The 12453-nt window shown below is 65.4% G+C and carries 16 protein-coding genes and 2 pseudogenes; 13 read left to right on the plus strand and 5 right to left on the minus strand.

Going from position 1 to position 12453, the window contains the following annotated elements; translation table 11 throughout:
* Positions 1-420 precede the first annotated feature (420 nt).
* Together OIE40_RS16750 and OIE40_RS16755 are read left to right on the plus strand one after the other, a co-directional pair.
* Positions 421-789 (plus strand): nucleotidyltransferase family protein, encoded by a 369-nt coding sequence (locus tag OIE40_RS16750; protein WP_264704169.1) that lies wholly within the window; start codon positions 421-423, stop codon positions 787-789.
* The gene (locus OIE40_RS16755; RefSeq protein ID WP_264704171.1) at positions 786-1118 is read left to right on the plus strand and encodes a HepT-like ribonuclease domain-containing protein; all 333 of its coding nucleotides are present in this window, start codon (positions 786-788) and stop codon (positions 1116-1118) included. Before OIE40_RS16750 ends, OIE40_RS16755 begins: the two co-directional genes overlap by 4 nt.
* A 25-nt stretch (positions 1119-1143) precedes the next feature.
* Here OIE40_RS16755 and OIE40_RS16760 read toward each other — a convergent pair whose 3' ends face one another.
* Positions 1144-2175 carry a tyrosine-type recombinase/integrase gene (locus tag OIE40_RS16760; protein ID WP_264704173.1) on the minus strand — a complete coding sequence of 344 codons (1032 nt, stop codon included), beginning with the start codon at positions 2173-2175 and terminating at the stop codon, positions 1144-1146.
* Between the two features lie 14 nt (positions 2176-2189).
* Here OIE40_RS16760 and OIE40_RS16765 point away from each other — a divergent pair, with 14 nt between their 5' ends.
* Positions 2190-3158 (plus strand): formylglycine-generating enzyme family protein, encoded by a 969-nt coding sequence (locus OIE40_RS16765; RefSeq protein WP_264704175.1) that lies wholly within the window; start codon positions 2190-2192, stop codon positions 3156-3158.
* Positions 3159-3419: 261 nt separating this feature from the next.
* Here OIE40_RS16765 and OIE40_RS16770 read toward each other — a convergent pair whose 3' ends face one another.
* Positions 3420-3770, minus strand: a complete 351-nt coding sequence (locus OIE40_RS16770) for a MerR family transcriptional regulator (protein WP_264704177.1) — start codon at positions 3768-3770, stop codon at positions 3420-3422.
* A 96-nt stretch (positions 3771-3866) separates the two neighbouring features.
* Between OIE40_RS16770 and OIE40_RS16775 the strand changes: the two genes are divergently transcribed.
* The 6 genes from OIE40_RS16775 (at position 3867) to OIE40_RS16800 (ending at position 8368) form a co-directional block, all read left to right on the plus strand.
* Positions 3867-4298 (plus strand): Hsp20/alpha crystallin family protein, encoded by a 432-nt coding sequence (locus tag OIE40_RS16775; RefSeq protein WP_264704192.1) that lies wholly within the window; start codon positions 3867-3869, stop codon positions 4296-4298.
* A 13-nt stretch (positions 4299-4311) separates the two neighbouring features.
* On the plus strand, positions 4312-4596 hold the full coding sequence (locus OIE40_RS16780; RefSeq protein WP_264704178.1) for a hypothetical protein: 285 nt from the start codon (positions 4312-4314) through the stop codon (positions 4594-4596).
* A gap of 401 nt (positions 4597-4997) precedes the next feature.
* Positions 4998-6056: a DUF3471 domain-containing protein gene (locus OIE40_RS16785; protein ID WP_264704180.1), complete on the plus strand. Its 1059-nt coding sequence runs from the start codon at positions 4998-5000 to the stop codon at positions 6054-6056.
* A 148-nt stretch (positions 6057-6204) separates the two neighbouring features.
* Positions 6205-7278, plus strand: coding sequence for a hypothetical protein (locus OIE40_RS16790; RefSeq protein WP_264704181.1), 1074 nt, complete (start codon positions 6205-6207; stop codon positions 7276-7278).
* 96 nt (positions 7279-7374) lie between these two features.
* Positions 7375-7563, plus strand: coding sequence for a helix-hairpin-helix domain-containing protein (locus tag OIE40_RS16795; RefSeq protein WP_264704182.1), 189 nt, complete (start codon positions 7375-7377; stop codon positions 7561-7563).
* Positions 7564-7690: 127 nt separating this feature from the next.
* Entirely contained in the window at positions 7691-8368 is a 678-nt protein-coding gene (locus OIE40_RS16800) for a hypothetical protein (RefSeq protein WP_264704184.1), read from the plus strand.
* Positions 8369-8425: 57 nt separating this feature from the next.
* Here the strand turns inward: OIE40_RS16800 and OIE40_RS16805 are convergent.
* Together OIE40_RS16805 and OIE40_RS17100 are read right to left on the minus strand one after the other, a co-directional pair.
* Positions 8426-8699, minus strand: a pseudogene (locus tag OIE40_RS16805) (integrase core domain-containing protein); the annotation flags it as partial.
* A 56-nt stretch (positions 8700-8755) separates the two neighbouring features.
* A pseudogene (locus tag OIE40_RS17100) lies at positions 8756-8872 on the minus strand (hypothetical protein); the annotation flags it as partial.
* 558 nt (positions 8873-9430) lie between these two features.
* Between OIE40_RS17100 and OIE40_RS16810 the strand changes: the two are divergent.
* A complete protein-coding gene (locus OIE40_RS16810; RefSeq protein ID WP_264704185.1) occupies positions 9431-10177 on the plus strand; it encodes an SAM-dependent methyltransferase in 747 nt (248 codons plus the stop codon).
* A gap of 223 nt (positions 10178-10400) precedes the next feature.
* Here OIE40_RS16810 and OIE40_RS16815 read toward each other — a convergent pair whose 3' ends face one another.
* The gene (locus OIE40_RS16815) at positions 10401-10553 is read right to left on the minus strand and encodes a hypothetical protein (RefSeq protein WP_264704187.1); all 153 of its coding nucleotides are present in this window, start codon (positions 10551-10553) and stop codon (positions 10401-10403) included.
* A 177-nt stretch (positions 10554-10730) separates the two neighbouring features.
* On the opposite strand from OIE40_RS16815, the gene OIE40_RS16820 reads away from it, so the two are divergent.
* From OIE40_RS16820 to OIE40_RS16830, 3 genes are all read left to right on the plus strand, one after another.
* Positions 10731-11138: a hypothetical protein gene (locus OIE40_RS16820; RefSeq protein ID WP_264704188.1), complete on the plus strand. Its 408-nt coding sequence runs from the start codon at positions 10731-10733 to the stop codon at positions 11136-11138.
* 224 nt (positions 11139-11362) lie between these two features.
* Positions 11363-11815 carry a hypothetical protein gene (locus OIE40_RS16825; protein ID WP_264704189.1) on the plus strand — a complete coding sequence of 151 codons (453 nt, stop codon included), beginning with the start codon at positions 11363-11365 and terminating at the stop codon, positions 11813-11815.
* A gap of 253 nt (positions 11816-12068) precedes the next feature.
* Positions 12069-12326: a hypothetical protein gene (locus OIE40_RS16830; protein WP_264704190.1), complete on the plus strand. Its 258-nt coding sequence runs from the start codon at positions 12069-12071 to the stop codon at positions 12324-12326.
* Positions 12327-12453 lie beyond the last annotated feature (127 nt).

The raw sequence follows: 12453 nt of genomic DNA on the forward strand, positions 1-12453 counted from the left end.
GGCTGGTTCGATCCGCCGGGGACGCGTTTGGTCGGATATCAGAAGTACGCTTACGTCAGCGACATCTGTATGCAGTTCGACTGGGCGGAGGGCTCTGGCAGGTGTGACCTCTTCTGGACGGGTCCGATCACTCCGCTTGCAGTACTGCCCGCGTCCGCCTCTCAGCGACTCCTCGCGTTCCAGATCGGCGTCCGCGCAGTTGGTCGTCGTGTCAGCAGAGTGGTGAGACGAACCAGCGACCGCCCGACGGTGTAACTCGCTTGTTGTCGGCCGATCCGCGGCATGATCGCATCATATAGCCCTTGCTATAGTTGGAGCGTGACTGCGTCTCTGTCGGAGGTTGCGCGTCGTTGCGACGCGTCGATCAGTCGTGCTCGCGCGGAGTTGGTGCGCGCGGTACGCCGGGCGGCCGCGGATGGCATGACCCAGACCGAGATCGCCACGGCGATCGGGCGTAGCCAGCCGGAGGTGTCACGGCTGCTGCACTTCCATGGCACCTCACCGCACGCCCGGCGGGTGCGTGCCCACGCCAGCGACATCCGACGGATTGTGGCCCAGGCCGGGGGTAGCCATGTGCGGGTGTTCGGCTCGGTCGCGACCGGTGAGGATCACGACGGTTCTGACGTCGACCTGATGTTCACTATGGAGACCCCGATGAGCCTTATGCGGCTCGGCGCCCTCGAGCAGCAGCTGAGCAAGCTGGTCGGGATCCCGGTGGACCTGGTCCCAGATGCCGCACTGCGACCCGAGTTCCGCGACCGAGTGCTGGCCGAGGCGGTGGCGCTGTGAGCCGAGACACCACGGAGATCCTGGGGGACGCGCTGGGCCACTTCGACCGTATGCGGGCCCACGCCAGCCACGACCTCGGGGACCAGCTCGTCATCGACGCGGTGTGCATGCGACTGTCCGCTGGGATCGAGACCCTCGCCACCGTGGATCCGGCAGTCCGGGCAGACCTGTTCGGTGATGACTGGCGCCTGATGTGGGGCATGCGCAACCGGATCGCTCACGGCTACCTGCTCGTGGACTCCTCGATCATCCGCCAGACCGTCAACCACGACATCCCGGGAATCGTCGTGCGGATCCGCCACTACCTCGACGCCCACGGCACAGGCTGACCGACCCGCGCGCTGGGACCCGGGCTCAGGTGCCCGACGCCATGTAGGCAGCCAGGATGTAGTTGGGGTGTCGGTCGAGGTTCTTGCGGGCCCGGGCGTAGCGCATGGTCGTGCGCGGATCGGCGTGACGGGCAGCGATCTGGACATCGCGCAGGTCGACGCCGGCGTCCAACATCGTGGTGACGAACGTGTGCCGCAGCATGTGTGGATGCATCCGGGGCAGCCGCACGTTCGCCGCCACCGCGAGGCGGCGCAGGCGGCGGGTGGCGGCGTGGCGGTCCATCCTGACCCCGCGCCGGTTCAGCAGGATCGGACCGTCGGTCCGCTGTCCGACTGCGTGCTCGACCGCGCGGGAGACCGCCGGCGGCAGCGGGGTGAGCACCACCTTGCCGCCCTTGCCTCGGACCTTCAGTACCCGGTGACCGTGTTCCTCGCCCAGGTCGTCGATGTTCGCTCCGCAGGCTTCGAAGATCCGCAGCCCGAGCAGTCCAAGCATCGCGACCAGCGCGAAGTCGTTGGGGTTGGTCGAGTCGCGGGCGGCGGCGAGCATGGCTTCGAACTGCAGGTGCGACAGTCCGAGCGTCGGGGATTCGGGTGGCACATTCGGGCGCCGCACATAGTCCGCCGGGGAAGCCGGCACCACCTGGTCGATCACACAGGTCCGGTAGAACCCGGCCACCACCGACATCCGCCGGGACACCGTCGACGGCTTGAACCGCCGGACCTCCTGCATCCACCGCACATAGAGCTCGATATGAACCCGCTGCGCCGATAGCGGCGGCAGCCGCCGCTCGACACACCACGTCAGGAACGCGCGCAGGTCGGACTCGGTATGGACCCGGGTGGCGTCCTTGAACCGCGCTAGATAGGCAGCGACCGCCCGCACCAACGGGTCAGTGTCGGCGGCCAGCAACACCGGAAACAGAACAGGCTGAGTACTCATCCCCGGATCGTCCCGCCGCCCACGGATCGCAACCAGACCCTCAAACAACCCACGCGGACGACGGCATAGGCGGATGTTCAGAGAACTCGTGGTCGTTCTCGGTAGTGCGACCATCGAGAATGGGTGGCATGAGCGTGAATCTGGTCGAAGTCCTGCCGCAGGGCGCGGTGGACGAGACGGTGGTGGACCGTCGCACGGACCTGTCCTGGACGGTACGTGTCGAGCCCTTCAGACTGTCAGCCACCGTGGTCACGTGCGGCCTGTGGGACGAGGTTCACCGCACCCCGAATGACCTGGCAGAGGCGGACCTTCCGAAGACGGACGTGAGCTGGCGTGACGCGGTCCTGTTCTGCAATGCGCTGTCCGTTCGGGAGGGACTCACGCCGGTCTACGAGGTCTCTCAGCGTGTCGTCCCCGAGCCGTCGCAGTGGCGGGCGCACAGCGAGCCGGAGATCGACGACTGGGTCGTCGTCTGGCGCCGCGCGGCTGATGGTTACCGTCTTCCCACCGATGCCGAGTGGCAGGTCGCCTGCCGTGCCGGTAGCAGTGGCGCCCGCTACGGCGACCTTGACGACATCGCTTGGTACGCGGGCAACTCTGGCGGGAGCATCCACCGCGTGCGGATGAAGGAGCCGAATGCGTGGGGGTTGTTCGACATGCTGGGCGGGGTGTGGGAATGGTGCTGGGACTTGTACGACCCGGCGGTCTACGGTTCATACCGCATCATCCGTGGTGGTGGATGGAGCGACCCAGAGTGGAGCTGCCGCGCTGGCGTACGCCGCAAGACCAACCCCACGGCCAAGTTCGATGACCTGGGCTTCCGCCTCGCTCGTGGCGCCATCCCCCGAGCACCACATGATCCCGACCACTCACGGAATGCGTCTCTGTCGGCGGCCGAAGCGGATGAATTTCTGAGAGGCGTCCGTTGTGGGTTGGGGGTGCCGCAGGATGTGTGCATGCGCTTGCCTGTACCGGTGATTGTTATTGATGGTCACGACATCGAGCTATACCCAGACGAAGCGTCGGCTGTCGTCGAGATCGAGGGATTTTACGCCGATGACGTGGTCGTCCTTGGTGCGGACGGCACGGTCTACTAGGCAGTGGTCAAGGGTCCAGAATGGGGGCCGGTCAGTCTGCGTGACACAGGTCAACGATAGACGGGGGACTTGGTGAGGCTCCTGCGTGCTGAACCGGCCTACAGGTCCGTTACACACTCACCCGTGTACCAGACGAGCCAACCGCGATCTGGAAGCGATTATGGACGCCCAGATCGAGCAGCGAAAGCCGCAACGACGGTGGTGGAACTGGGACCGCTGAGCGGCTACGCCGGATGTCCGGGTTCTCGGCTTGAGATTTCGTCAGTTGTCCTCGAAGGTGACGGGGGCGGCGGGTTGTGCGCGGAGTTGTCGGTTTTCGTCTTGAAGTTTCATGACCATGCTGACTCCGGCAAGGTTGAGTCCGGCCTGCAGAAGATCCCCGATGCGGCGCAGCCGGTCCAGGTCGTCGGCGCTATAGCGTCGAGTGCCCCCGGCTGTCCGCCCAGGGGTGAGCAGGCCGCGGGCTTCGTAGGCACGCAGGCTTTGGACGCCGGTTCCCACCAGTTCGGCAGCCACCGAGATGCCGTATACCCCCCTGGCCCGGTCCGGTTCCGTGTCCGACAACGGATCAGACTCCTTCCGAAAAATCTGTCTGGTTTCCTCTTGCTTCATGATGTCACGGTTGCTATAACAAATCTATAGCGTGCGCCTCAGATCCTGCGGGGTTTGAGGCGGCCGGCATCAGAACAGAGAAGGAGGTTGAACACGATGCTGATGCGCACTGACCCGTTCCGTGAACTGGACCGATTGACCCAACAGATGCTCGGCACCAACGGCACCCTGGCCCGTCCCGCGGTCATGCCGATGGACGCCTGGCGCAACGGCGACATCTTCCACGTGGAGCTGGATCTCCCCGGCGTGAACCCGGACACGATCGAACTGGACGTCGAGCGCAACGTGGTCACGATTAAGGCTGAGCGTCCCAGCCGTGACAACGACGTCGAACTCATCGCCGCCGAGCAACCGCGAGGGGTTTTCAGTCGACAGCTGATCCTGGGCGACAATCTGGACACCGAGCAGATCGACGCCAGCTACGACGCGGGCGTGCTGACCTTGCAGATCCCGGTCGCCGAGCGGGCCAAGCCTCGCCGGATCTCCGTCGCGACCAATGAACATCAACGGCAGGCGATCAGCGCCTGAACGGGGGATGGTCATGCCCACGGCACCCGCCGCCGGGGATTCGCCCGGCTCGATGGATGAGGAGTTACTCACCTTGATGTGCAACGACCCAGAGCTGCTGAGCGGCGCCTTCGAAGCCATTGTCGCCGCGGAATGGTGCAATCAAACTATCCCGCGGCGTCCGGAAGGGGCCGTCGACCGGCATGCCGACGGTTGTCGGACCAACCGGATTACGCCGCCGGTCGATCGCCCGGATCTTTCGGCCGAGGGACCCATCGAGCCGCACTACCCGTTCAGCCAACACACCCATCCACGATAGAAAGGAGGCATCTGGCAGAAAGCGCCAACATTTCCTTGTCGGAGGTGGCCGCTCGCCCCGACTGCAAACTTCACCAACAACCCGGGCGGCTACCGCCCGCATCGCCCACCAGGCAACTACGAAGCAGTCCGGGCAGCAGCACCACCGTCGTGGGGGCGCCCCCCCCCCCCCCGCCCCCCCCCCCCCCCCCCGGCCGCCCCCCCCCCCCGCCCCCGCCCCCACGACCGAAGACTCGATGAGGGTGAGGGTGACGACGACGTCGATGACGGTCCCGTCCCGGGAGTCGGTGCTGCGCCGAAACCATCACGTCATCAGCAACGAGGCAGCAGTCATTTAGGGCGGGCGTTAGGGCCCACCGGCAGGTGTGGCCAGACGATGATGCCGCGGCAGCGGAGGCTGACGTGACGCCCTTGGGCTTCGCCCTCTACCGCATCGCTCACGCTGTCAGCTCGGAGAGCCTGGAGCAAGTGAAGGCACTGCAGCCGGTCGGCGAAGTCGTCATGCCGATCAGCTCCGAATGGTTGAAGTTGCTTGCCCAGAGTGCTTCGGCCCCGATGGGCGAACTCGCCGGCAAGCCCCCACCGAGCAGTCCGGCTCCAGCCAAGAAACTGGTCGACTATGCCGGGACCTACAACAACCGATGCTTCGGCGCCGCGAAAGTCACCGTCGCCGGTGAGCACCTCGAACTCGCCCTGGGCCCCGGCAAGGTCCAATGGGTACTCACCCACTGGGAAGGCGACGTGTTCAGCTACCAGCCCTACAACGAGAACGCCCCGCCGGGCACCGTCGGAAAAGCCACCTTCCACCGATCGAGCCTCGTCCTGGAACTGCTCAACGCCCACGGACTAAGGCATCACAACGCGTGTCGGGCGCGCCATCTCGAGCCGTCCGGTGATGACGATGTTTCGCAACGCGTCGGCGAGTTGGCCGATAGCCTGCTGAGCGCGACTTCGAGGAGACACCACATGGACTGGGGCCGGCTGATTTCGACGCTCGCTGCCGGGGTGGCTCCTGTGCTCCCTCAACTGCTTGCGGTGTTGGCCGCGATCCTGGTTATCAGCTGCCCCCTGCCCGGACGCGGGCCGCGGCTCTTCCAGCGCGCGGATCCCTGGCGCGTGTTCAAGTACGAGACGCGGCGGCAGGTGATGTCCCGCGCCGGCCACCGGTGCGAGGGCGCGGTCTTTCTCGCCTGGGGGCGGTGCCGGGAAGCGGCGACAGAGGCCGATCACGTCTACCCGTGGTCCCGGGGTGGGCCTACCAGCCCGTGCAACGGACAAGCGCTGTGTCGCGGACACAACCGGCACAAGGCGGCCACGAAGCCGCCGTGGTGGTACGTGCTGTCACTCGAACACCGGCGACGCTCCTACTTCCCGCCGGCAGAGGACGTGCGGGTGTCAGCGGCGATGAGCGACAGGGAGCTGACCCGCGCCAAGACCTCAGAACCCAGGTCCACGCACTAGGTGATGAACGGCCTCAACGGTCGGCGGAATGGGCGAGTGGGTCCCTGGGGCCAGTCGGCTCCCCGGGTCGCTGCCTTCGAACCGGGTGTGACTAACCAGCGGTCTGGGGGATGATGCTTCTGATGGGTCAGCGGGAGGGATCTCGGAGATGAGCGACGGGCTATTCCACCTGGTGGGTGGGCATCTGGTGGCAATGGCGGTGGCTCCTTATGACGCCGAGGATGTGCTGCAGGGGTTGGCCGAGCGGTATCCCGACCTACTCGCAGGTGCCCAAATGTCCCCCGGCGACCCGCGGCGATGGAGGCTCGTCAGGCGTGAGCAGGCCGTCCCCGACCGCGAGGGGTCCGCCGGGCGATGGAGCGTGGATCATCTGTTTGTCGACCAGGACGCGGTGCCCACCTTGGTGGAGGTGAAGCGTTCGACGGACACCAGGATCCGGCGTGAGGTGGTCGGTCAGATGCTCGACTACGCGGCCAACGGTGTTCGCTATTGGCCGGCCGCTGGCCTTCAAGCGGCCTTCGAGGCGACGCAGAGCGCCGCCGGGCTCGACCCCACTCAGGCGGTTATGGAGCTCTCCGGTGACGGGACCCAGACGCTGGAGGACTTCTTCGCGAGGGTCGAGACGAACCTTCGCGCCGGACGGCTACGGCTGGTCTTCGTTGCCGACCTGATCCCGGACGAGCTGCTGCGGATCGTGGAGTTCCTCAACGAGCAAATGAGCCAAGCTGAGGTCTTCGCCGTCGAGGTGAAGCAGTACCGAGCTGATGGCCACGACGATCTCGTGATCGTGCCCAGGCTCCTGGGCCGCACCGGTGGTGCTGCGGCGAAGTCCAGCGGTGGCCCCCGACGGACTCGTGAAGCGGTGGTCGCCGCCGCGAGTGAGGACACCCGCGCGCTCGCCAGTATGGCCGCCGGCTTCGCGCGGGATATCGGCTTGACTGCCGAGGAGTCGCCGACCGCCCTGCTCGTGAAGACCCCCGCTCGCGAAACCCTCACCGTGATCTACTTCCTCTACAACAGCCTCGACGTCCCGATCCAGCCATTACGTGATCGCGGCTGGAATGCCGCTGCCGACCACGCCTTCGAAGTGCTCAACGCCGCGACGTCCAAGCACCTGTCGCCGAAGACGCCATCAGTTCCAGCCGGTGACGCACTTGCGCACTGGACGGAGATCTCCGAGGTCCTCACAGAGATGGCCGCCCTCTATGGGTCTCTCCGCTGACCACTCAGCGACAGACGCTTCCTCGGTCACGCGGCCAGCGGCAAGCCCGGATGATGACACTTGCGGGATTCTGCGCGATGTACCGATGATCCGTGCATGTTTGAGTCATCCACATCGCTGCCAACGGCTCTGGGCCGACCCGCCACCCGAGCGCTCGCGGCCGCCGGCTTCCGAACCCTCGACGACCTCGATGGGATCAGCGAGCAAGTACTGCTGGCCCTTCATGGAGTCGGCGCGAAAGCCATCACCATCCTGCGAGGGCATGGCGTCAATCTCGCGCCCTGACCAAACCGCCCGAACACAGAACCGGAGGTTTCGGGACCTGTCGCGGCGACCTCGTTTAGGGTGACGATGTTGGCGTGGCTGCGCGCCGGTGCCTTTCCTTGGGAGTCCAATGTCCTCCACTGATGCGGTGATCACGCCAGCCCGGGGTGACCTGAGGGGCCTGCTTCGTGGCGGAGGTTGGAGTGCGCTGACCTCGGTCGTCCTGACCGTCGTCCAAGTCGTCGTCTTCACGATATGGCCCCCGGTGCACACCGTCGCGGAAGTCTTCGCCCTCATGGTTCAGAACCCGGTTCTGGGCCTGCTGTCGCTGGACGTGCTCTACATCGCCAACAACCTGCTCGTATGGCTGTTCTACCTGGGACTTGGAACTGCCCTCCTCCCGGTCTCCCGGTCGGGGGTGATTCTCGCCGTGGGGCTGGGCACCCTACAGATGGCCGCCTACATGGCCTCCAACCCGGCCGCCGAGATGTTGACCCTGGCCCACGCGCATGCGGCAGCCGCCCCGGCCGGGCGGGCCGCCCTCAAGGCTTCCGGCGAGGCACTTCTGACGAGTTGGAAGGGGACCGCGTTCTTGACCTACTACTTCCTCGGAGCGGCGGTGTTGTTCATCTTCTTCTGGATACTGCGCCGGTCATCGACATTCCCACCATCGGCCGCCTGGTGGGCGCTGGCAGCAGGAATCCTGATGCTCGTCCCGTCCCCCTTCGGCGCCGTTGGTCTGGTCTTCTCCTTGGCATCACTGCTCCCGTGGAGCGTGTTCTGCATCCTGGGCGGCCGCCGTCTCCTCCAACTCGCCAGCCATTGACACAACATTCACCCTCGCAGCGGCATGACAGGTCGTGCGCTCGGGACTGCTGCACGGTTAGGTGACAGGTTCGGTCACGCTGCCTGAGTGGCTTGGCGTGGTCATGATGGCCTCGAACTCGATGGGGGTCAATCGGCCGAGTGCGTCCTGCCGCCGACAGCGGTGGTAGGTCCGTTCGATCCAGGTCACGATCGCGATCCGAAGTTCGTCTCGGGTGGCTCAGGAGCGTCGGTCCAGGAACGTTCTTCTGCAGCAGCGAGAAGAAGTTCTCCATCGCGGCGTTGTCACCGCAGGCACCGACGCGGCCCATCGATCCGACCATGTCGTGCCGAGGGATTGCGCCGCCCGCGTCAGACGCATCCGACGCAGGTACTCTCCGGGGGTCTGGCCGACAAGCGCACTGAAGAGCCTCCGCGCGTGGCGCTCCGAATAACCCAGTGCCGCGCACATCGACTCGGCGCCGTACGTCGGGTCCTCGACGTGTGCATGCAGGTGCTCCTGCATCCGCGCGACGGCGTTGACCTGCTCCCAGCTCGGCACCTCGACCTCCTCAACCCACGATGACGGTGACCCCACCCCCGCGTCTCGACCGGGCCGGACAGCTTCGACCGTGTCGTTGGGTGTATTAGCTACCTAACGCCGGCGGACAGAAGGATGTGAGTGCGCTAGCTGTTGTTGGTCATGACGTTGGTGACGCCGGTCTTGAGGCGTGAGGCCGTGGCTATGTCAAGCCCAAGTGGACCCACCCTGACGGTCTGAACTGGCCCCACACGACGCCAAGCACGGGCAGCTGCGGCTACTGCAGGTGAGATTCGGAGGGCCGCGGAGCGTGCGGCGGCATCCACGCGCGGCAGATCCGGCCGTTGACGGCCGTGGACTACTCGACGGGCTGGCGGTGTGCGGGAAGCCCGAAAAGGCGTGGCGTGAGGGCCCTGCGGAGCCGTAGAGTCGGCAGACCTTTCCTAGCCATGAGGTGATTTTGTGACGGTCCGACGTACGCCGGCTGCCGCCGGCACGCTGCCCTTCCACCGTAGGAACACCCTCATGTAAAGGACTCTCATCGTGGCCATTCCACGACGCTTCACCATCGCCGAGTCGAGCCACCGCATCCTCGACCCGTTCACGCCAGCCAAGCTCGCCGATCTCGGCAACGCCCTGCACCTACGCCCCGCCATGAGCATGCTCGACCTCGCCTGTGGCAAGGGCGAGGCCCTGTGCCAGTGGGCCAAAGCGCACGGCATCCGGGGCACCGGCGTCGACATCAACCAACCCTTCGTCGACGCCGCAAACGCCCGATCGCACGAGCTCGGCGTCTCCGATCAGGTCACCTTCGTGCACTCCGACGCATCGGAGTACGTGAGCGACGAGCCTGTCGACGTCGCGTCCTGCATGGGCGCGACGTGGATCGGCGACGGTCCAGTCGGCACACTCGACCTCCTGGCCAGGTCGCTCAAGCCGTCGGGGCTCGCCGTGATCGGGGACTGCTACTGGCGCGAGGTCCCCACGACCCAGGAGGCCATCGAAGGTAGCTTCGCTCGATCGGTCGAGGACTTCCCCACCTTGTGGGGTCTCATCGAGACAGTCCAGCAAGCCGGCTGGGACGTGGTCGAGATGGTCCACGCGGACGAACACTCGTGGGACCGGTACGTCGCAGCCCAGTGGCTCAACCTGCGTCGATTCATCGACGAAAACCCGGATGACGAGATCGTTCCCGAGTTACGGGCCGAGCTCGACATCGCGCCGGGCCAGTACGTGCGCCACCAGCGGCGCTATCTCGGGTGGGGAGCTTTCGCCCTCATGAAGCGATAGGGCCTCTGACCCACTGAGCGGGGCCGGTGCGCCAGCGCCGGCCCCGCTCGCTTGCGCGAGAGTGCCCCAACGCCGACAGATGCCCACCCGGAGCGATGTGGCAATCAACGCTTGCCCATCGGCACGCCAGGCCCGACGCGAACATCGACCGATCCCGGTCCATGGAGACGTCCGATGGCGACAAGGCAGCCCAGTTTGACCTGAGTCGTGCCACCGGGGTGTGTCACTGAGGCTGCTGGCTGAGCGCCTCGAGGATGCCTTGCGCTGCTGGGGTCGGCGGCTCGTCGGCGGTGAACTCGTGGCAGGCGATGCGGACAGTGATCTGCTGCAGGCTGACCTGGCTCGCGGTTACGGGCGACGCGGACAACGTCGTCACGGAATTCTTTGGGGTAGGGCTTGGGCACAGTGCACATCCTTCCAGCGGCACCGTGCGGCACCACAGATCAGATGTCACCTACTCGTGCAGCAGTCCCCTCGGGTAGAACACCAGCCAGCAGGCTACCCTCACGCACTCGACGGCAGATGAGTGCAGATCTTTCTGTACGCTCGTTGCGTGGTTCTCGAGCTTGTCGGATCGGACGTCGTTCATCTCGACAAGAACACGTTCATGTGGGTCCAGATGAGCCACTTCGCCATCGATGTCGATCAGGACGACGACGAGATTCTTGCGTCGCTCCTCGGTAGTCCTGCCTACGCGCACGACTACGCGTCGCCGTTCCCGTCAGACAGCGAGGCATTCGACAAGACCATCCATGGTCGCTGGGTCCTGAAGGCCATCAAGATTGGCCGCTTCGAGACAACGACAGCCGATCGGGCGGAAGTTGATCTGGAGCGCTGGGCCAATGAGCAGGATTGGACAGACCCTGGCTATCGGCAGCCGCCAGACGTGATGCACCGACTTCGAGCGGTCTACTCTACTCGGGCGGGGAGAGCTCTACAAGCTTCGCAACCCCGGGCCTGAGGCCGAGCACGCCTACGGCGCCGTCACGGGGACCATGGGCTTCTACGAGTTCATCGTCATCGACCGCAGCAGCGCCACCCTGCACGTAATCGTCGCGTCTGACGACTGACGCATGTCGGCGATTCACCTCCCGACCACACGTTCGAACGACCGATGCGCGGCAAGAGCGGACGCTCTCGGGCAATTGTGCTCCCAGGTGGGACCTTGTTCTGAATGCGGACTCCGTGGACACTGATGCGGTAGATGCGGCCAGTGCGGCATCCTCCGTCGTCGGCCAGTCCCATTTGGAGGTGATCATCATGGCTCGTTACGCGCCGAGTGACGCTGAAAGCGCATTTCTCAAGGCAGTGGGCGCTGTCTTCGCGGAGCACCGGGAGGTCAGCGCACGGTTCGGGTTGTGCGACGTGAACCGGCTCACTGAACTCTTTGCTCAGGGTCAGCGGCAACGGTTCGGTCTCCGGCGGAACGACAGAGGCGGGGTGACAGCGGTTCTGGAGCCAGAGGCAGCTGCGGACGCGGAGGAGATCTCGCCAACGTTTCCTGCCTCGGTGCAGGATCCGTTCGCCGGTCCGATCAATCCGGTCACCGGTGAACCGGAGGGTGCATGCCTCGCTGTCGTCCCGGAACTCACTGGTGAGGGCCTCGAGTGGGGTTGCCTGGTGTACCTCACGTCCTAGACGTCGACCCGAATGCGTATACGAAGGGTTTGTTCGGCCGTCTGTGCGACGACTTGGCCAGCGCTGCGCTACGTCGGGAGCTCATTGCCTCGGTCACTGGGGCCGGAAGGTTACTCTTGCAACTTGCGGCAGTTGCGGATGGTTTGAGCTCTGGTCGGCCGGGTTGGGTACCTTCTTGGAGTGCGCGCGTTTCATGTCACGTCCCAGCCTCAATCGCGAGTCGATCACGAGCGCGGGCCTGGACTGGGAACGTATGGCTGCAAGCCCAGGCATCACCGGCAGCTTCAGCCCGGAGGTGGCCGGAGTCTTCTTGTGCCGAGACCAGTTCGAGGTTGATTGGTTCGTCCGGATGAACAACACCGGCGGTCCGGTCGACGTATGGGCCGTGGACGGGGTCGGCGGCGAATCTCTCATCGACAACGGCAGCGGCTACCACTACGTGAACGAGCCAATCCCACCCGATCGGTTGACCCTGCTGCGACGCGACTTGGAGGCGCCTCGGCTTCCCTAGGGAACCGCTGATCAACGTGCCATTCGTGGCGTGAGTGACGGTGATCGTGCTCTTGGAGGGGTTGGGTGTGGGCGTTGTCGGCTGCTCGAGTCGCTGCGGGGGGCCTGTTGGGGCGGTTTCGGGCAGG

Source organism: Micropruina sonneratiae (assembly GCF_025972045.1).
GTDB lineage: Bacteria > Actinomycetota > Actinomycetes > Propionibacteriales > Propionibacteriaceae > Micropruina > Micropruina sonneratiae.